The organism is Alcaligenes sp. Marseille-Q7550, assembly GCF_965112015.1.
Genome location: NZ_CBCOPU010000001.1, coordinates 1,509,209 through 1,527,440, shown reverse-complemented (window position 1 = coordinate 1,527,440; position 18,232 = coordinate 1,509,209). Strand labels below are relative to the sequence as shown.

The following is an 18,232-nucleotide window of genomic DNA, read 5'->3' as shown; positions in this document are numbered from 1 at the left end:
TTGCGCCTAGTGCGCCCTATTTTGTTTAGTGTGGCTAAACAAATTATACGGACGAATATTTCAGCATTCAATCAGTGCGGCAGTCATCATGAGCGTGCGGACTCATCTGCGCCCCGGCCCTCTTCCTGGGGCAGCCAGCGCTGCGCCGGATGCAGGCTGATGCCATGCGCCCGCAGCCGGCGCAGCAGATCCAGCATCAGGTTGCTGCGCACGCGACGCAGCGGATGCATGCTGCCCAGAAAGCAGCGCATGCCGAAAGCCAGCCCATCGCCCTGGATGCCGTCGCAATACAATTGCGCCGGCGGATCCTCCAGTATCTCGGACTGGGCGCGCACGGCCTGCTGCAACAGCTCCATGACCAGATCGGCGTCCACGTCCAGCGGCAGCAACAGACGCGCCTCCACCGCACCCAGGGAAGCGGGCGTGTAAGTCAGGTTGCGCACCTGGCGGCCCACCATGTCGGCGTTGGGCACCGTCAGCATGCTGCAATCAAACTTCTCCACATAGGTGGCGCGCATGCGGATCTCGCGCACCGTGCCCTCGCTGCCGTCCACTTCCACCCAGTCGCCCACCTTGACGGGGCGCTCCAGCATCAGGACCAGGCCGGAGGCGAAATTCTGGACAATGCCACGCAGCCCGAAACCCACGCCGACCGTCAAGGCGGTGAATATCCAGGTGACGGACTCGATGGGCACGCCCAACATGGACAGGCAGATCACCAGCAGGACGAAATAGCCTACATAGCTCACCGTGCTGACGATGGCGTTCTGCAAGCCCGGCTCCAGATTGGTGTTGGGCATGAAGCGATGGCGCAGCCAATTGCGCAGCACGTGGATCACGGCGATGCCCAGCAGCATCACGCCCAGCGCGATCAGCCACAGGTCCAGGCGCCACTGCACCGCTCCCAGACGCAACACCTCGCGCGAGACGTCCAGACCCGATTCCAGCATCTGCTTGGGCGCGGTCAGCCAGTCCGAACTGATGACCCAGACCGTCAGGGCCAGCACCGAGGCGCGCGCCAGACCGAATATGACCACGATGAGCTGGCTCTGAACGCGAAGCTGTTCGCTCCCGACCGTGCGGCTGCGGCCGCGCAGGTGCGCGAGCAGGCTGTCGCAGATGTCCTGCAGCAGCACCATGAGCAGATAGCCGATGGAACCGAAGACCAGCATCAGGGTCAGGAAATGCGAGAGCAGTTCATCCGCAAGGCCTTGCCAGCCGCACAGGAAAAATAGCAGCGCCAGCGTGTAGATCCCCGCCGCCCCGTAGTACGCCAGCCGCGACCAATAATAGCCGCGCTCGCTCAGCCCCTGCCCTTTCCCGCCCGTCGGCGGCTGGGCGGACAAGAAGCGTTCAGCCCGCAGCCCCCACAGGCCGTAGACGAACAAGACCATGTACAGGACAGTGTCCACGCCATCCACCGAAAGCAGAAAGATCTCGGACATGGGCAGGGTGGTCCTGAACATATCGGCCAGGAACTCGACGTAGGTCGTCAGCATGAACAGCCAGGGGAAACAGCGCAACCGGCGTTGCCCGCGGTCCGACAAAGGCAGCAGGCGCCAGGAGCTGCGCGGCTGGAAGATGACCGCCTTCATGGCGGCCAGCACCAGGGCCCCCATGAAGGCGGCCAGTTGGGTGTAGGCGACCAGCTTGAGTTGCGGTTCCGACAGCCCGGGCCTGTCCAGCAGCAACAACATGATTTCCTTGCCCACGATCCAGGCCATGCCCATCCAGACCATGAAATTGGCCATGGCCAGGCCCGAGCGCCGCAAGCGCCCGCCGGGCGCATGGCGCGTGACCAGGGCCGGCAAGACGCGCAACAGCGCCACGCCCGCGAGCAGCGCGGCCAGGACCAGCCACACCGAGCCGCTGCTTTGCTGCCAACTGGATCGGGACAGGCTCTGGCGCCATTGCTGCGCATAATCCGACAGGCGCTGGCGATCGGACGGCCAAGCCTGGCGCAGTTGGGGCACTCCTTCCAGAAACAACAGGGATGGCGAACGTTTCCAGCGCTGTTCATCTTCGTAGCGCTGGCCGGCGTCCCGCAAGAGCTGGCGCGTCTGCTCGGCCTCGACCTGGACCAGGCGCGCCACTTTCAGTTCGGCCTGCAAAGCCGCCACTGCGCGCTGCAACTGGGCACGCTCCAGGCGCGCCGCTTCCGGCTCGTCATCCCCTTCGGCTTCCTCGCCCAGTTCCTGCAGGCGCGCCTGCAGGAACTGGCTGCGCCGCTCCAATTGCTGCACGGTGCGGGCGGACAGCTCCAAGGCCTCGGTCAGGCGGTCCTCCTGCATACGCGCCGCCTCGGGACGCAAGGTCTCCCTCCCGTCCTCCAGACGGAGCTGCAGCAGGCGCACGCGGTCCTGGGCCTGCTGCAGCTGCATCAACAGCTCCCGATCGGCCGGCCCCACCGGCACGACCTGGCCTTGCGCCGCGATCGGCATCCACAGACTCAGACATAGAAAAACGATCAGCCACACTTCCCGCAACGCCTTCATATCGTCCTTTACCGTGTTGTAAGCAGTCCTGATTCCAGACACCAACCTATTGAGTGTCGGCTGCAAGGGGAAGGGTTCCATCTTTGCCCGCCTGGCTTGCCGCGGGCGTGGCGGGCAGCACCGTCATGGTCTGCGTATGGTGCAGCACCAGCCCGTTCCGGCGCAGGCGATCCAGTATCTCGAACATCAGCGAGCTGCGCGTCTTGGCCGAAAGGCGCGGCGAGGACACGAAACTGCTGGCCGTGAACGCCAGGCCATTGGCGTCGAATCCGTCCAGGGTCACGCCCGGGGCCGGATCCTCCAGCACGTCGGGGTGGTCCTGCATGGCCTCCACCATGATATCGCGCACCCGTTTGGCGTCCGTGTCGATGGGCATGTTGATCTTGACGTTGACCACGCCCAGCGGATTGGTCAGGGTGACGTTGCGCACGGGCTTGGTGATGAATTCCGAATTGGGCACGATCAGGGTGGAGCGGTCGAACATCTCGATCTCGGTGGCGCGCGCATTGATCTTGCGCACATTGCCTTCCACGCCGTTCAGGCTGACCCAGTCGCCCACCTTGATGGGGCGCTCGGCCAGCAGGATCAGGCCGGACACGAAGTTCTGCACCACCGCCTGCAAGCCGAAACCGATGCCCACCGACAGGGCCGAGATGATCCAGGCCATGCGCTCCAGGCCTATGCCCAAGGATGAAATCGTCATGGCCAGCACGACGAAATAGCCCACATAGCTGAAGAGATTGGCCGTGGACACGCGCATGCCCGCGTCGATGCGCGTGGCCGGCAGCAACTGGTTCGTCATCCAGCGCTGCAGGACCTTGACGGCGAAAATGCCCACCAGCAGCACCAGCAGCGCCGCCAGTACGGAACCCGGCTTGATCTGCACCTGGCCGATGGAAAATCCCGTCATCAGGAATCCCAGGCGGCGCTGCAGCCACTCGGCAGGATCCTCGCCGAACGGCAGCAGGACCAGCGTGACGGCCGCCACGATCAGGCTCAGGCGCGCTGCTCCGGACAGCAGGATCACAAGCTGGCTGCGGGCGCGCAACTGCGAATTGGAGAGTTCGTTGGCGGCGCGCTTCTCCTTGAACTGCAGCAGCAGGCTGTTGCCGATGTCGCCGACCAGGGCCACCAGCACGTAACAGGTGCAGATCACCATGCTCAGCCACAGCGTCTCCTGCACGATCAGGCTGCTCAGCGCGATGTAGCCCAGCAGAAAGGCCAGCAAGCCCACGGCGATGACCGCCCCCAGCACCATGGGTACGGAGCGGAACCAGCCGTTGACCCTGGGCGCCGGTTCCGGCTTGGCGCCCTCCTCGGGCGGCTGCGCCGGCTGGCGGACGCGCAGGCCCTGGGTCAGGTTCCAGGCGGCAAAGGCGATCAGCATGCTCAGCGTCAGGGTGTTGAAGCTGTTCACCAGCAAGGTGGCGCTGAGCGTGGCGTTGATCAGGCCCAGCAACTGCTGGGACATCCAGGTGAGCGTCACCATGACGCCCAGGGCGATGGGCAGCCGGGCCAGCTTGGTGGCCACGTCGCCCGGAATGGGCGGCAGGCGCCAGCTTGGCCGCTGCGGCGCCAGCAGCACCCGGCCCATGCCGGTCACGAAACCGCCCAGGTACAAGGCGAACACGCACTTGGACACAAAGCTGTCCAGTTCGGCGGGCAGCTCGCCCTGCCAGTGCAAGAGCATTGACGCAATGGAGCCGAGCAGGCCCGGCGCCAGCGTGTAGAGCACGATCAGGGCGGCGGCGTAGAACGAACGCCGCAGGCGCGAAGGCTTGGTGTGATTGATGGTGAAGTCGGCCAGGCCGCGCGCCAGCAGGATCGCCACGCCCAGCACCAGCAGCGCCAGGGCGCCGGCCAGCCAGAATACGCGCGCGGGCGCATCCACCATGCGTTTTTCCAGATCGCCCACCATGCGCTCGACCCGGCCCAGGTCGCCGGGCAGATCGCGCTTGACGTTGCTCCAGAAGCGCGGCGTCAGGATGGACTGCGAGCGGCGGCCCAGCTCGGCCTGGAAGATCTGCCGGCGCTGCTTGGATATCTGGTCTATGCCTTGGCGGGTCTCCACCCCGATCAGCCTGGCCAGCTTGGTCTGGCCGTCCAGGTTGGACTGGGCCTGCTGCAGCTGGGCCAGCTGGCGGGCGATGTCCTCGGACTCCCCGGCCTGCTCGTCCACCGGCCCCAGCTGGGTCAGGCGCGCCTCCACGCTGCTCAGCTCCGGCTCCAGCCGGGAACCTATCTCCTGCGCCTGCTCCTGGGCCTCGGTCAGGCTGTTGCGCAACTCGACCAGATCGGAATCAGTCAGATCATCCGGCTTCTGCAGCCGGCCCTGCACTTTCTGCAAGGTCTGGCGCAAGCCGTCGAGCGCCTTGCCGGCTTCTTCGGCCTGGACGGCGGCGGGCTCGGCGGCATGCGCGGGCGCGCCCTGCATTCCCAGGAACAGGACAAGAAAACAAAGGCTGAACAGGGCGCACAGGCCCAGGCGGCGCATGGACTGCATCAGGATGGCTCCAGGTATCCGGCAAGGCCGCGCGCCGGCCCTACTGTCGGACCCGGTACGCACGGCAGCGTGAAAACATGCACAGAATACTCAAGAATCGCGGCCATAGTGCTACCCGGTGAAACCGGGAACACATCTTTTTTGCAGGAAAGCCCGCCCCAAAGCGTCCGGGCCGGCAATATGCCGGCCCGGGACGCTGATCTGATTGCTGCAAAGAACGGGTCAGACGCGCCGGCCGCTACCGTATCTGCTCGGCCACCATGAAGCCCGAGGCTCCCGCCAGGCCGGGGCCGGGGTGGGTGGAGGCGCCGATGTGGTAGACATTCTTGTAGGGTGTGCGGTGCGAGCGCGCGCCCTGGCTGCTGGCGAAGGGCCGCATCCAGAAGAACTGGTCGGGCGAGCACACGCCTGAATAAGGGTCTCCCCCCACCAGGTTGCAGTTGGCTCTTTCCAGGTCGGCCGGCGACAGGGCCTTGATGCCGATGATCTGCCGGCGCAAGCCCGGCAGGATGGCCTCCAGCTGGTCGACGATGCGCTCGCACACGGCCTCGCGCACCGCCTCGTTCCATTGCCCGTCTTCCGGCACGGCGATCTTGCCGGCCGCATCGCCGCGCAGGCGCGAGGGCATGTCCTGCATCTGCATCCAGAGAATCCACTTGCCCTGCGGCGCGCGCCCCGGATCCACGGCGCATGGCTGGCCGATGGCCACCGTGGGCTTGGCCGGGATCAGGCCATTGTTGGCCTGGGCCACGCTCATGCTGACATCCTCCAGGCTGTCGGACAAATGCAGCAAAGGCACTTTCAGCAATTCCGGATCGCTCCAGTTGGGCATGCCGTCCAGGGCGATGTGGATCTGCATGTCGCCGCGCCCGAAACGATAGGCCTGCGCCTGCTCGCGCACCGGCGCGGGCGCGCCCGGCAGCAGGCGGCCGTAAAGCTGGGGCGGCGTGACATTGCACACCACGGCCTCGGTGGCTTCATACAGCCGGCCGCCGGCGCGCACGCCGCGCGCTTTCTGCCCGTCCAGCACGATTTCCTCGACCTCGGTATTGAGCTGGACGCGTCCGCCGGCCTTCTCGACCAGTGCGCACAGGGCGCGCACCAGGTTCCGGCCGCCGCCCTTGACCACCGGCATGCCGCCGGCCACCACCGCCGCGAAGGTCAGCTTGCCGATCAGCGCCGAACAAGCGTCGTCCGGCCCCAGCCCGGAGTGCAGCACCCAGGGCGCCATCATGCCGCGCACGCGATCATCCTTGACTTCGCGTTCGGCCCAGCGGCGGAAGGACTCCAGGGATTCGCGGCCGTATTGCATCAAGCCGTCCAGGCGGCGCTTGCGCCACTGGGAGAACAGCAGGCCCAGCAGGCCGCGGCTGTAGGGCTCGGATCCCAGCAGGCCGAAGGTCAGTGCGGCGTCGCGCTCGAACAACTGGCTGGCCATCTGCCCGAAGGCGGCGCCGTCGCCCGCGGCAAAGGCGTTGATGCGCTGCACGGCGTCGCCCACGTCATTGCGCAGGGCCAGGCCCCGCCCGTCGCTGCCCACCACCCCCGTGGTATAGCCATTGTCCAGGAACTCCACGCCCTGGGCCGCCAGGTCGTCCTTCAGGCGCGCATAGGCCGCGCCCGAGGTGAACAGCGGATACCAGGACGAGAACACTTCATGCGTGAAACCGGGAAACAGCTCCTCGGTGCGTATGCAGCCCCCCGCCCTGTCGTTGCGCTCCAGCACCAGCACCCGCTTGCCGCGCTGGGCCAGCAAGGCCGCGCAGACCAGGGAATTGATGCCGCTGCCCACCACCACGACAGCATGCCGCTCGTTGTTTTTTATTGTTTCGCTTGTCATCCCACCATCCTTGTTCTTGCCGCCCCCTGGGCGGCCAACGCATCTTGTACCGCATTTCGCGGCGGATCAGGAAGCCTGTTTCTGCGCCCAGACCTGGAACCAGTGGCGGGGCGAGCGCCCCTGCTCCGGCCCCAGCACGGAAAAGCCGCCGTCCACCGGCAGGTCCACGCCCGTCATCCAGGAAGCCGCGCCGGACACGGCGAACAGCACCGCCTGGGCCACTTCCGAGCCCGAGCCCACGCGGCCCAGCGGATGGACCTGCGCGCCCACCTGGTCGGCCTGCTCGCGCGAGCCGCCGCTCATGCGCTCCACGGAAGGCGACCAGGTCCAGGCGGGCGAGACCGCCAGCACGCGGATGCCCGCCGGCGCGAGCTCCACCGCCAGGCTCTTGGTCAACTGCAGGATGGCCGCCTTGGAGGCCGGGTACAAAGCCCGGCCGGCCACGCCGAACTTGCCGCCCGTGCTGCCCATATTGATGATGACCCCGCCCCGTTCCATGTGCGGGCTGACCTTCTGCGCGAGGATCGCGCCCGACACCAGGTTCACATCCAGCGTCTCGTGCCACAGCGCCCGGCTGGAAGCCAGGCCCTCGTCGCCGTAGCTGCAGGCGTTGTTGACCAGGATGTCGATGCGCCCGGTCTGCTCCAGGGCGGCCTGCACGCAGGCGTCCAGCTGGGCGTCGTCGCGGATGTCGGCCGCCATGAAACGCGCCCGGCCCACGGCCTGCAGGCGCGCCTCGGTGGCGCGCCCTTCATCCTGGCCCCGCCCCACGATCAGCACCCAGGCCCCGGCCGCGCACAAGGCCAGCGCGATATCCGCGCCCAGCCCCTGGGTGGAGCCGGTCACGATGGCGACCTTGCCCTGCAGATTGACTGAAAAATCCTGTTCCATTCTTCCCCCTGCCGACGGCCTCAGCCGCCGAATACCGTATCCCAATCTTCCTGCTGGTCGATATGGACGATCAGGCCCATGCTGGCCAGCGAGGCTTCATGCGTGCCGGGCGGCGCCGCGCAGGCCGTGGCGGCCACGGCCACTTCGAACCCCATGTCGACGGCGTGCCGCACCGTGCTTTCCACGACCGAATGCGTGGCCACGCCGGCCACCACCAGCCGGTCCGCTCCCAGACGCCGGACCACCGGCTCCAGTTGCGAGCCGAAGAAGGCGTTGATGCGCGTGTGGTGCACCTCGAACTCCTGCGGCAAGGGCTCCAGCCCTTCGTAAAAGTCCGCGCCCCAGCTGCCGGCCTGCATGGCCCCGATGCGCTGCACATTGCGAAGGATGGGGGCATTGGTGAGCAGATCGGCGTAGTCGGGCCGGTAGCCGACCCGCACGCGCACCACCGGCACGCCGCGCGCGCGGGCCTGCGCCAGCAGCCTGCCGGCCGCCGCGATGACCTGCTGACGCAGCGGGCTGTCGGCCGTCAGGCCGACCCGGATGCGGCCGTCCGCATGCAGCACATCGTTCTGGTAGTGCAGGGCCAGCAGGGCCGTGCGGCTCGGCGCGCCCATCAGATATACACCTGGATGGCGCCGTGCACCGCATCGCGGTCCACCAGATTGACCTGCTTCATGCGCAGCTTCCAGCCGCCGTCCTCCTGGGCCTGCAGCTTGTGGATCAGCGAGCCGACCCGGTGCACCTGCTCCTTGCCGCGCCACTCCATGGAATGGAAGGCGGAACGCACCACCAGATAGCCGTCCGGATCCGTGCCGTCTATCATCACATTGCTGACCACGCGGCAGGACTGGGTGACGGGCTGCTGCGACCAGTTGCGGCTGTTCTCCAGGCGGCGGATGCGCAGCTCGCGCAGCAGCTTGTTCTCCCAGCACAGCGAAATGTGCTCATAGGGACTGGTCTGGTCGAAGCTGTGCGGGATCCAGTACATGCCGTCCTCGGTCCACAGGTCCAGCCACTCCTGCCAGCGGCGCTCGTCCAGCAGGCGCGCTTCCCGGTAGATGTACTGCTCCACCCCGCGGATGGCGTCCTGGCTCAGGCTCACGGGCGTCACACGGTCCACGCCCACATCAAAATCAATATCAAACAACATGGCAGGTCTCCTCGGTCAGGCGGTCATGAACTTTTTCCAGGCGCGGAACTGATTGCGCATGGGCAATTCGCTGGTGCCGTTGGTGGCCACCATGCCGCCTTCGATGGCCTTGTCCGTGCCGTTGTAGCGGTGCATGCTGATCCACTCGCCGCCTCGGGTCAGATTGCCTTCCTGGCAGCGGCCATACACCTCGATGTCGTCCGGCATCACGTTGGACGAGGGCGAGTTGATCAGGTTGGCGTACATCAGGCCACGCTTGTAGATTTCCTCGGGGGCGCCCTTCAGGCGGAACAGCTGGATCTCGACATGAGTGCGGTCCACGGCCACGGGACGGATCACGCGGAACTGCTGGAACACGGTGTGCGGCGAGCCACTGCCGTAGATGATGGTGTTGTGGCGGTTCTGGCCCAGGATGTTCAGCGCCTTTTCCTCGCCATAGGCTTCTTTCAGCGATTCATAGTGGGCCTTGGACACCGGGTCGGTCTCGATGGCGCCGGGATTGAAGATGCCTTCCATATAGCCGTGGCCGTTCTCGAAGGCGTACAGGTCCAGCTTCTCCCAGAAGCCGTAAGGCTCGCCGTTGCCGTCCATGATGTGCAGCTCCAGGGGCATGGAACCGTAGTCCTGCGCCTGCTCGCGCGCCGCCGTGTAGGACGACTCATGCGTCACGTTGGCATGCATGGTGTCGTGCAGGTTCTCGTAGAACACCTTCCAGTTGGAGGGCTGCCAGACCTTGAAGGTACCGCCCGCCACTTCCACCTCGCCCACGGGCGAGCGGTCGCACAGATTGTCGATGGAGGTGATCACATGGCCCAGGAACTCCTTCAGGCCCGGGCCCTCGGCGCTCTGGTTGGCGAACACGAAGCCGCGATAGCTCTCCACCCGCGCCACGCGGCGCATGGAGAAGTCCGGATGCTTGGGATCGAAACAGGTGCCCTCGAAGCCGTTCTTCATGGGCGCGGCCAGATGCTGGCCGTCCAGCTTGAAGGTCCAGGCATGGTAGGGGCAGCGGAAGAACTTGCCCGTATTGCCGCAGCCCTCGGCCACGACCTTGGCGCCCTTGTGCGGGCAGCGGTTGTACAGCACGTACACGTTCTTGTCGCTGCCGCGCACCATGATCACGTCCTGGCCGCCCAGCGAAGTGGTGTGGTAGTCGCCGGGGTTGGGGACCTGGCTTTCGTGGCCTACATAGATCCAGGCGCGGCCGTAGATGCGCTCCATCTCCAGGCGGAAGATCTCGGGATCGGTATAGACCGATTTGTGCACGCTGTCCTCACGGACCAGCGCGGCCAGGGCTTCGTTGCTATAGCTCATGATTGCCTCCTTGCTGCCGGGCGCCCGTCAGGCGCCCTTCTTGTTGCTGTCCATCTTGCACTGCGGCGCAAAATGATCCTGGAATTGCTCGAAAACGGTGGACACGATCTTGTTGCTCATCTGGCCCTGCGCATTGGGAGCCACTTCGCGCATGTAGTAGGTCTGCACCGGATACTGGTTGTTGTTGAAGGCGAAGGCTCCGCGCACGGACTCGAACGGCGCGCGGCGCAGCGCCTGGCGCAAGGCCTCGCGGTCGTGGGCCGCCTTGGGATCGGCCTTCAGGGCGCCGTCCAGCAGGCGGGCGGCGTCATAGCCCTGGGCCGCGTACATGGAGGGCAGGCGTCCATAGGCCTGCTGGAAATCCTTCACGAAGCGCTGGTTGGCGGCGTTGTCCAGATCCGGCGACCATTGCGCGGCGTTGGCCATGCCCTGCATGGAATCGCCGATGGCGGCGATCGTGTCCTGGTCGGCCGAGAAACCCGGCGTGTAGACCGCCATCTGGCTGGACAGGCCGGAGTTGACCAGCTGCTTGATGAAGGCCACGCCCATGCCGCCGGGCAGGAAGAAGAACACCGCATCCGCGCCCGAGGCCCGCATCTGGGCCAGCTCGGCGGCAAAATCCACCTGGCCCAGCTTCACGTAGACCTCGTCGGCGATGTCGCCCTTGAAGGTGCGCTTGAAGCCCTCGATGGATTCGCGCCCGCCCGGATAGTTGGGCGCGATCAGGTAGACCTTCTTGTGCGCCTTGTCGGTCACGTATTTGCCCATGGCGGCCGGGATGTCCTCGTTCTGCCAGGACACGGCGAAGAAATTCGGGTTGCAGCGCTCGCCGGCGTAGTCCGCCGGACCGGTGTTGGCCGAAATATAGATCGTGTCGCTGCCCAGGATGGTGGGCATCACGGGCAGCAGCACGTTGGAAAACGCCATGCCGGTGATCACGTCCACCTTGTCGCGCTTGATCAGGCGCTCGACGGCCTGCCGGCCTTCCATGGGTTTCTGCTGGTCGTCGACCACCGTCACCGCGGTCTCGATCCCGCCCAGCTTGCCGTCGGCGTGCTTGACGCCCAGCTCGAAGCCGTCGCGGATCTCCGAGCCGATGGCCGCGCCCGGCCCCGACAAGGTGGTCAGCAGGCCGACCTTGAACACATCCTGCCCCCAGGCCGTGGAACTGGCCGCCGCCAGGGCCACAGCAGTCATACAGCCCGCAAATCGCTTGTTCATGCTTGTCTCCGTCCTCTGTCTTTCGTAGAAGGTGCTAAGTAAAGACGTCAATTCACAGCTCTGCCCCGATCTGATAACGTGCCATCGACAGGACTTACTGTTTTAAGTTTGAAATACATTAGGCCAGGGACGGGCCTTCGGGCTATCCGGAAGCAGCAAGCCTTATCCGGATCCGGCAGAAATTAGGAGAGACATCATGCAGGCGTGGTTCATGTCGGGGCTGACGCCCCTGCAGCGCAGCACACCGCGCTTACAATCACGCTGCCCGGACCAGACGCGCAGCGAGACCGCCGGCGTGCTGACCGAGCACCGCCTGACCTGGAATGGCGGCCAGGTGGACGCTTCGCTGCGTTATGCGAAAAGCCACAGCTTTTCCTTCGTGCTGCTCAAATATGGCGCTGCCGTGCAGGTTTCGCCGGGCGCGCTGGAAGACTTCCTGCTGTTCCAGGTGCCCATCCAGGGACGCTCCTGCATACGGGTCGGCCGCGAACTGGTGCGCGCCGACCCTCATACGGCCGGCGTCATCTCCCCTTCCCTGCCCCTGGAGCTGGACTGGGAACAGGGCTGCGAACAATTCCTGATCAAGATTCCGCGCGTGCGGCTGGAAGACGTGGCCCGCCGCTGCCTGGGCCTGAACCTGGAGCGGCCCATCGAATTTGCCGCCACGCTGGCGCTGGACTCGCCCCAGGGGCGCGCCTGGCAGCATCAGGTGGGCAGCCTGCTGGCCTACGGCGCCCAGCCGCCGGGCGAACTGGACGGCTGGCTGCGCCAGGTGGAGGACAATCTGCTGCTGCACTTGTTCCATACCCAGCCGGGCAACTACAGCCAGCAATTGCGGCTGGGCTGTGCGCCGGCGGGCTCGCGCCGCGTGCAGCGCGCCGAGGATTTCATGCGGGCCCATCTGGACGAGGCCCTGACGCTGGAGCAGATCGCTGGCGCGGCCTGCGTCAGCGTGCGCAGCCTGACGCAGGCCTTCCGGGACGAACGCGGCCAGAGCCCCATGCAGTTCCTCAAGCAGATCCGGCTGGAGGCGGCGCATGCCGCCCTGCAGGCCGCGCCGCCCGGGACATTGGTCAGCGATGTGGCCTTGCGCTTCGGCTTCGGCCATCTGGGCCGCTTCTGCGCCGACTACAAGGCCCGCTTCGGCTGCAATCCCTCGCAGTCCTTGCGGGCCAACTGATCAGCCCGCCAAGGGGGATCAAGCCTCCAAGGCCTGGCCGGGCACCCAGAGGCGGCCATCGAAGAGACGCCGCGCCGTGCGGTAGAAAGAACCGGCGCGCGCATGCCACTGGCCGTCCCGGCGGTCCACTTCCGCGCCCACCGTGAGCACGCCCGACGGCATGCCCAGGCGCAGCGGCCCCTGCGGCGCCACCGATGCGGACAGGCATTGCGCAGGCAGGCTGCCCTGCATGCGCGCAGCCACGGCGGTGCACAGCGAAATGGTCAGCGGCAAGGCCCGGTGCGGCTGGCCATTGGAGATCACGCGCGCCACCAGGTCTATGTCGCCGGCGGAGATGGTTTCGCCGGACAGGGTGGGACTTTCCTGGGCCGGCGCCACGATGCAGACAAAAGGCACGATGCGGATCTGGCGCGCGGAATCTTCGTCCGGAGCAATGCCCATGCGCACCGAGGCCTGCACCCGGATGGCGTCCAGGCGCTCCAGGATCTGCGGCTGCGACTCCAGCCAGTCCGGCAGCTCCAGCCCCGTCAGGCCCACATCGGCGGCGCGCACGAACACGGCCGCGTTGGCCGCATCCACCAGCGAGACCTCGATGCGGCCCACGCCGGGCACGTCCAGCCATTCGGAAACCTGCCCGGTCGGCAGCAGCGCGCCCGTGGACGCCCCGCCCGGCTCGACGAAATCCAGGCGTATGGGCGAGCCCGTCCCGCCCACGCCGGGAATGGCCAGATCGCCGTCGTAGCGCGGCTGGCCATCCTCCACCGTGAAGCGGGCGTGGATGATTTTCTGCGTATTGGTGTTGAAGATGCGCACGCAGGCCTCGCCGTCCTCGACCTGCACCAGGCCCTCTTCCACGGCGAAGGGCCCGACGGCCGAGCTCATATTGCCGCAATTGCCGCGGTAATCCACCTTCTGCTCCTTGATGGACACCTGCGCGAAGGTATAGTCCACATCGGCGTCGGGATGGCTGGACGGCCCGATGATGCACACCTTGGACAGCGAAGACACGCCTCCGCCCATGCCGTCAAGCTGGCGCCCATAAGGATCGGGCGAGCCCATGGCTGCGGCGAACAGCGGCGTCCAGTCATCGCGATTGGCCGGCAGGTCGCGGGCGTGCAGCATCAGCGCCTTGCTGGTGCCGCCGCGCATGAATACGGCGGGAAGGGATTTCTGTTTCATCGTCATTCCTGGTGCTTGGCTTGCGCCGTTGGGTTGAAAAGAGAAGATGGGTGTGCGGCGCGCTGCAGCTGCTGCACTTTTTCATGGCTGGCATTGCCCAGGTGGCGCGCCAGCAGTTCGGCGGCGCGGGCGCGCTCGCCCTGCTCCAGCAGGTCCAGAATGGCCAGGTGCTCCAGGCACTGGCGGCGGATGCGCTGCCTGTCTATGGTCTCCTGATATTCCAGCAGGCGCCGCAACTGATTCTGGCGCGTGACGGTCTGGGCAATGAAGCGGTTGCCGGACAGGGACGCCAGCGCCTCATGGAACGTGGCGTTGGCCTGGTACATCTCGGCATGGCCGGCATGACGCCAGCCGCCCTCGGCCAGGGCCTGCTGCTGGCGCCGCACCCGCCGCAGCACGGCGGTATCGATGGCAAAGCCGGGCAGCAGCATGGCGGCGGGCTCCAGCAGCTGCCGCAGCGCGTAGCTCTCTTCGCAGGCCTGGGGGCCGTCTATCATGGGCAGAAAGGACCAGCCCTTGCTCGCGCGCTGCTCCATCCAGCCTTCGTTGGCCGCGCGCGCCAGGATGCGGCGCAGGCGCTCGCGCGTCAGCCCGTGGCGGCGCATGGCGTCGTTTTCCGAGAGCGTGTCGCCCCACAGGCCCGAAAGCTTGTCGCGCGCCAGCTGAAGATAGGCCTCGTCGTCCTGGCTGGCGCCCAGTTCCTGTTCCACCACGCCCAGTTCGTCCGCGCCCTTCAGCAGGAACAGGCCGCGTCGCGGCGGCTGCGGGCCCACCACGCCTTTTTCGGCCAGGTAAGCCAGCGCGCCGCGCACGGGCGAACGGGAAGCGCCCAGCGCCTGAGCCAGCGATTGTTCGGTCAGGTGATGCCCGGCCTGCAGATGACCGGCCCGCACGTAGTCCAGCAGGCGGTGCGCCAGCGTGACGTGCAGGGAATTGAACTCGTTCTTCATACAGGCATCCATGAAAACATCCACGACGCGGTCGCCGTTTTATTGTATTATATACAAACAAAATACAATTTTATTGTTCCGCAACCACTCCAGACGCATATTTTGTCTGGCCTTTCACGGTAAGGCCGCCCCCTCCGGCCTTCATAGTACGGATGAATCGCTTGCCATGTCCCAGTCTCCTGCCCTCGCCAAGCTGTCTGTGAACGGACGCTCCCTGCATTACGTGCCCATCGCCGACATTCCCGGCGTCGACACCCTGCCCTATTCGCTGCGCGTCCTGCTGGAAAACCTCTGCCGCCAGAAGCTTGTGCGCGGCGCGGACGTGGACGAGGAAATCCGCTCCCTGCTCGCGCGCAAGGTGGGCGACGGCATCACTTTCTATCCGGCGCGCGTGTTCGGCCAGGACATCCTGGGCCTGGTCATGCTGCTGGACATGGCGGCGCTGCGCGAAGGCGTGGAAGCGGCCGGCGGCGACGCCAGCCGCGTGCGCCCGCAAGTGCCCATCGACGTCATCATCGACCACTCCCTGCAAGTGGACAGTTGGGCCAACCCGCAGGCCGCCGACATCAACCTGGCGCGCGAATACCAGCGCAACGGCGAACGCTTCGCCTTCCTGCGCTGGTGCTCCAGCAATTTCGAAGGGGTCAAGGTCGTGCCGCCCGGCAAGGGCATCATGCACCAGTTGCACATCGAACACATCGGCCAGGTCGTCCGGTCTGAACAGACGGACAGCGGCGAACTGGTCTACCCCGACAGTTGCGTGGGCACGGACAGCCACACACCCATGGTCAACGGCCTGGGCATCCTGGGCTGGGGCGTGGGCGGCATCGAGGCCGAAGCCGTCATGGTGGGTCTGCCGGTGGCCATCGCCCTGCCCGCCGTGGTCGGCATCGAACTGAGCGGCTCGCTTCAGGACGGCGTGCTGCCCACCGACCTGGTGCTGGTCATCACCCAGAAGCTGCGCGAGCTGGGCGTGGTGGGCAAATTCGTGGAATTCTTCGGCCCCAGCGTGGACCAGCTTTCGCTGGGCGACCGGGGCATGATCGCCAACATGGCCCCCGAGTACGGCGCCACCGCCGTGTTCTTCCCCATCGACCAGGCCGCCCTGGACTATATGCACATGACGGGCCGCCCGCAGGAGCAGATTGCCCTGGTGGAACAATACAGCAAGGTCCAGAAGCTGTGGCGCAATCCGCAGGCGCCCGCCCCCGTCTACGACACGGTGCTGAAGCTGGACCTGGGAAGCATCAAGCCCAGCCTGGCCGGCCCCAGCAATCCTGAAGACCACCTGGACCTGGAGACCGCCGCCGCGCAGTTCCCCGCGCACCACCAGAAAATCGCCCACCGTCCTTACGACCCCCAGCGCGCCGTGCCTGTGGAGGGCGAGGACTACGCCCTGCACGACGGCGACGTGGTGATCGCCGCCATCACGTCCTGTACCAATACGGCCAACCCCGCCAACATGATGGCCGCCGGCCTGCTGGCGCGCAACGCCGTGGCTCGCGGCCTGCGCAGCAAGCCCTGGGTCAAGACCTCGCTGGTGCCCGGCAGCCAGGTCACCGCGGATGTGCTGCAGCGCGCCGGCCTGCAGGACAGCCTGGACGCGCTGGGCTTCGATATTGAAGCCCAGCGCGTCCAGGCTGTCCTGCAGGCCGGCGCGCTGCCGCCCAACATCGTCAAGGCCATCGAATCGGAAAAGCTCGTGGCCGCCGCCGTGCTCTCGGGCAACCGCAACTTCGAGGGACGCATCCACGCCAACGTGCGCGCCGCCTACCTGGCCTCGCCCGCCCTGGTCGTGGCCTACGCGCTGGCCGGCAACATGAACGTGGACCTGACGCGCGAACCGCTGGGCCGGGACGAACAGGGCCGGGACGTGTTCCTGAGCGACATCTGGCCCAAGGCCGCCCAGGTCCGGCAGGCCATCCAGGGCTCCTACGAACGCGACCTGTTCATCGAGCGCTATGCCGAGCTGTACGACGGCGGCGCGCCCTGGGACGCGCTGGCCCGCCAGAGCGACGGCGGCCGCTACCCCTGGGAGGCCGACAGCCCCTACCTCCGCAAGCCGCCTTACTTCGACGGGCTGCAGCGCGAGCCCGCTCCCGTGGCGAACCTGCGCGGCATGCGCCCGCTGGCCATCCTGGGCGACTCCATCACCACGGACCACATTTCCCCGTCCGGCTCCATCAGCCTGGGCACGCCGGCCGCGGACTTCCTGCTGTCCAAGGGCGTGGCCCAGAAGGATTTCAACAACTACACCACGCGCCGCGCCAACCATGAGGTGGTCAAGCGCGCCACCTTCGCCAACATACGCCTGCGCAACAAGATCGTGCCCGGCGTGGAAGGCGGGGTCACCAAAGTCATGCCGGAAGGCGAAGTCATGCGCATCTTCGAGGCCGCGCAGCTCTACCAGGAGCGCCAGGTGCCGCTGCTTGTCATCGCCGGCAAGAACTACGGCTGCGGTTCATCCCGCGACTCGGCCGCCAAGGGGCCGGCGCTGCTGGGCGTGAAGGCTGTGGTGGCCGAAGGGTTCGAACGCATCCACCGCACCAATCTGGTGGGCATGGGCGTGCTGCCGCTGCAGTTCCAGGACGGCGTCAATGCCGACACGCTGGGACTGGACGGCACGGAGACCTTCGATGTGCAGGGACTGGAGGAAAACCTGGGCGTGCGCTCGCAGGCCGAGCTGATCATTCACCGCCTGGACGGCAGCCGGCAGGCCGTGCCGGTCACCGTGCGCCTGGATACGATGGAGGACGTGGAATACTGGCGCCACGGCGGCATTCTGCCGCGCGTGTGGCGCTCCTATCTGCAGGCCTGATGCTTCACGGAAGGCCGTCGATCAGACGCCAGGGCTCAGGCCCTGGCGTTCCTGTTTCAGCATCTGCAGCCAGTGCTCGATGCGCAGGATGGCGTAGTCGGCGCTCTGGCGGCGGATTTCTTCGCGCGAGCCATCGAAGGCGATGGTCTCGGTATACACCACCAGGGGATCGAACGGATCCCGGGGCTTGAACAGCCAGGCATAGCATTGGGTTCCCGCCGGGATGCGCGGCGCGGCCGTGTCGTCGGCCACGCCGGTGTTGGCGATGATGAGGTTGGCCGGCGTCAGCTCGGCCGCACCCTTGGCCATGGCCCGGGCCACGGCTTCGCTGGTCAGGTTGTTGGCCGCCAGCACGGCCTGGTCCACCCCCAGGCAGCGGTACTTGGCTTGCGGCGAATACGTGACGAAGGCGCAATCCAGCAGACCGCCGGCGCCGGGCTGGTCCGCCAGGGTCGAGGCTATCAGTCCCGCCGTGCAGGACTCCGCCGTGGCGATCGTCCATTGCGAATCGATCAGGTTTTTGACCAACCGTGCAAGATCCTGCTCTGTCATGGCGCACCTCCTTATCAGCGGAAACAAGGAGTGTTTATTCAAACATAAAGCAGAAAAGGACGAAACCCGGCCCGGCTCCAGGAATTCTCTGAATAAGTCCAGCGGTAAGCGGACGTTGCGGTTCGGGATGAAACGC

The 18,232-nt window shown here is 66.3% G+C and carries 13 protein-coding genes; 2 read left to right on the top strand and 11 right to left on the bottom strand.

All coding sequences use genetic code 11. The annotated features are described in order from the left end of the window. Positions 1-86: 86 nt before the first annotated feature. The 8 genes from ACWPWO_RS07285 to ACWPWO_RS07250 form a co-directional block, all read right to left on the bottom strand. Complete coding sequence (locus ACWPWO_RS07285; protein WP_454005574.1) at positions 87-2,441, bottom strand: mechanosensitive ion channel domain-containing protein; 2,355 nt, start codon at positions 2,439-2,441, stop codon at positions 87-89. 100 nt (positions 2,442-2,541) lie between these two features. Beyond that, on the bottom strand, positions 2,542-4,998 hold the full coding sequence (locus tag ACWPWO_RS07280) for a DUF3772 domain-containing protein (RefSeq protein ID WP_454005572.1): 2,457 nt from the start codon (positions 4,996-4,998) through the stop codon (positions 2,542-2,544). Positions 4,999-5,236: 238 nt separating this feature from the next. Further along, positions 5,237-6,838: a phytoene desaturase family protein gene (locus tag ACWPWO_RS07275; protein WP_454005570.1), complete on the bottom strand. Its 1,602-nt coding sequence runs from the start codon at positions 6,836-6,838 to the stop codon at positions 5,237-5,239. Between the two features lie 66 nt (positions 6,839-6,904). Then, positions 6,905-7,729: an SDR family oxidoreductase gene (locus ACWPWO_RS07270; RefSeq protein ID WP_454005569.1), complete on the bottom strand. Its 825-nt coding sequence runs from the start codon at positions 7,727-7,729 to the stop codon at positions 6,905-6,907. A 20-nt stretch (positions 7,730-7,749) separates the two neighbouring features. After that, positions 7,750-8,346: a cysteine hydrolase gene (locus ACWPWO_RS07265; RefSeq protein WP_454005567.1), complete on the bottom strand. Its 597-nt coding sequence runs from the start codon at positions 8,344-8,346 to the stop codon at positions 7,750-7,752. After that, positions 8,346-8,882 (bottom strand): aromatic-ring-hydroxylating dioxygenase subunit beta, encoded by a 537-nt coding sequence (locus tag ACWPWO_RS07260; protein WP_454005565.1) that lies wholly within the window; start codon positions 8,880-8,882, stop codon positions 8,346-8,348. Before ACWPWO_RS07260 ends, ACWPWO_RS07265 begins: the two co-directional genes overlap by 1 nt. 15 nt (positions 8,883-8,897) lie before the next feature. Further along, on the bottom strand, positions 8,898-10,196 hold the full coding sequence (locus tag ACWPWO_RS07255) for an aromatic ring-hydroxylating dioxygenase subunit alpha (RefSeq protein ID WP_394065247.1): 1,299 nt from the start codon (positions 10,194-10,196) through the stop codon (positions 8,898-8,900). Positions 10,197-10,223: 27 nt separating this feature from the next. Further along, positions 10,224-11,417: an ABC transporter substrate-binding protein gene (locus ACWPWO_RS07250; RefSeq protein WP_454005563.1), complete on the bottom strand. Its 1,194-nt coding sequence runs from the start codon at positions 11,415-11,417 to the stop codon at positions 10,224-10,226. A gap of 196 nt (positions 11,418-11,613) precedes the next feature. On the opposite strand from ACWPWO_RS07250, the gene ACWPWO_RS07245 reads away from it, so the two are divergent. Further along, complete coding sequence (locus tag ACWPWO_RS07245; RefSeq protein ID WP_454005561.1) at positions 11,614-12,597, top strand: AraC family transcriptional regulator; 984 nt, start codon at positions 11,614-11,616, stop codon at positions 12,595-12,597. 18 nt (positions 12,598-12,615) lie between these two features. On the opposite strand, the gene ACWPWO_RS07240 is transcribed toward ACWPWO_RS07245, so the two are convergent. Together ACWPWO_RS07240 and ACWPWO_RS07235 are read right to left on the bottom strand one after the other, a co-directional pair. Further along, positions 12,616-13,776: a PrpF domain-containing protein gene (locus ACWPWO_RS07240; RefSeq protein WP_454005559.1), complete on the bottom strand. Its 1,161-nt coding sequence runs from the start codon at positions 13,774-13,776 to the stop codon at positions 12,616-12,618. Positions 13,777-13,778: 2 nt separating this feature from the next. Then, positions 13,779-14,738: a GntR family transcriptional regulator gene (locus ACWPWO_RS07235; RefSeq protein ID WP_454005557.1), complete on the bottom strand. Its 960-nt coding sequence runs from the start codon at positions 14,736-14,738 to the stop codon at positions 13,779-13,781. Positions 14,739-14,892: 154 nt separating this feature from the next. On the opposite strand from ACWPWO_RS07235, the gene acnA reads away from it, so the two are divergent. Further along, positions 14,893-17,544 (top strand): aconitate hydratase AcnA, encoded by a 2,652-nt coding sequence (gene acnA / locus ACWPWO_RS07230; RefSeq protein WP_454005555.1) that lies wholly within the window; start codon positions 14,893-14,895, stop codon positions 17,542-17,544. Between the two features lie 21 nt (positions 17,545-17,565). Here acnA and ACWPWO_RS07225 read toward each other — a convergent pair whose 3' ends face one another. Continuing rightward, positions 17,566-18,096, bottom strand: a complete 531-nt coding sequence (locus ACWPWO_RS07225) for a CinA family protein (RefSeq protein ID WP_454005553.1) — start codon at positions 18,094-18,096, stop codon at positions 17,566-17,568. Positions 18,097-18,232: the final 136 nt, after the last annotated feature.

Coding starts and splice junctions, on each gene's coding strand:
- ACWPWO_RS07250 (WP_454005563.1), bottom strand. CDS start 11,417: ATGAACAAGCGATTTGCGGGCTGTATGACTGCTGTGGCCCTGGCGGCG.
- ACWPWO_RS07265 (WP_454005567.1), bottom strand. CDS start 8,346: ATGGGCGCGCCGAGCCGCACGGCCCTGCTGGCCCTGCACTACCAGAAC.
- ACWPWO_RS07245 (WP_454005561.1), top strand. CDS start 11,614: ATGCAGGCGTGGTTCATGTCGGGGCTGACGCCCCTGCAGCGCAGCACA.
- ACWPWO_RS07255 (WP_394065247.1), bottom strand. CDS start 10,196: ATGAGCTATAGCAACGAAGCCCTGGCCGCGCTGGTCCGTGAGGACAGC.
- ACWPWO_RS07275 (WP_454005570.1), bottom strand. CDS start 6,838: ATGACAAGCGAAACAATAAAAAACAACGAGCGGCATGCTGTCGTGGTG.
- ACWPWO_RS07240 (WP_454005559.1), bottom strand. CDS start 13,776: ATGAAACAGAAATCCCTTCCCGCCGTATTCATGCGCGGCGGCACCAGC.
- ACWPWO_RS07260 (WP_454005565.1), bottom strand. CDS start 8,882: ATGTTGTTTGATATTGATTTTGATGTGGGCGTGGACCGTGTGACGCCC.
- acnA (WP_454005555.1), top strand. CDS start 14,893: ATGTCCCAGTCTCCTGCCCTCGCCAAGCTGTCTGTGAACGGACGCTCC.
- ACWPWO_RS07270 (WP_454005569.1), bottom strand. CDS start 7,729: ATGGAACAGGATTTTTCAGTCAATCTGCAGGGCAAGGTCGCCATCGTG.
- ACWPWO_RS07225 (WP_454005553.1), bottom strand. CDS start 18,096: ATGACAGAGCAGGATCTTGCACGGTTGGTCAAAAACCTGATCGATTCG.
- ACWPWO_RS07285 (WP_454005574.1), bottom strand. CDS start 2,441: ATGCCGATCGCGGCGCAAGGCCAGGTCGTGCCGGTGGGGCCGGCCGAT.
- ACWPWO_RS07280 (WP_454005572.1), bottom strand. CDS start 4,998: ATGCAGTCCATGCGCCGCCTGGGCCTGTGCGCCCTGTTCAGCCTTTGT.
- ACWPWO_RS07235 (WP_454005557.1), bottom strand. CDS start 14,738: ATGGATGCCTGTATGAAGAACGAGTTCAATTCCCTGCACGTCACGCTG.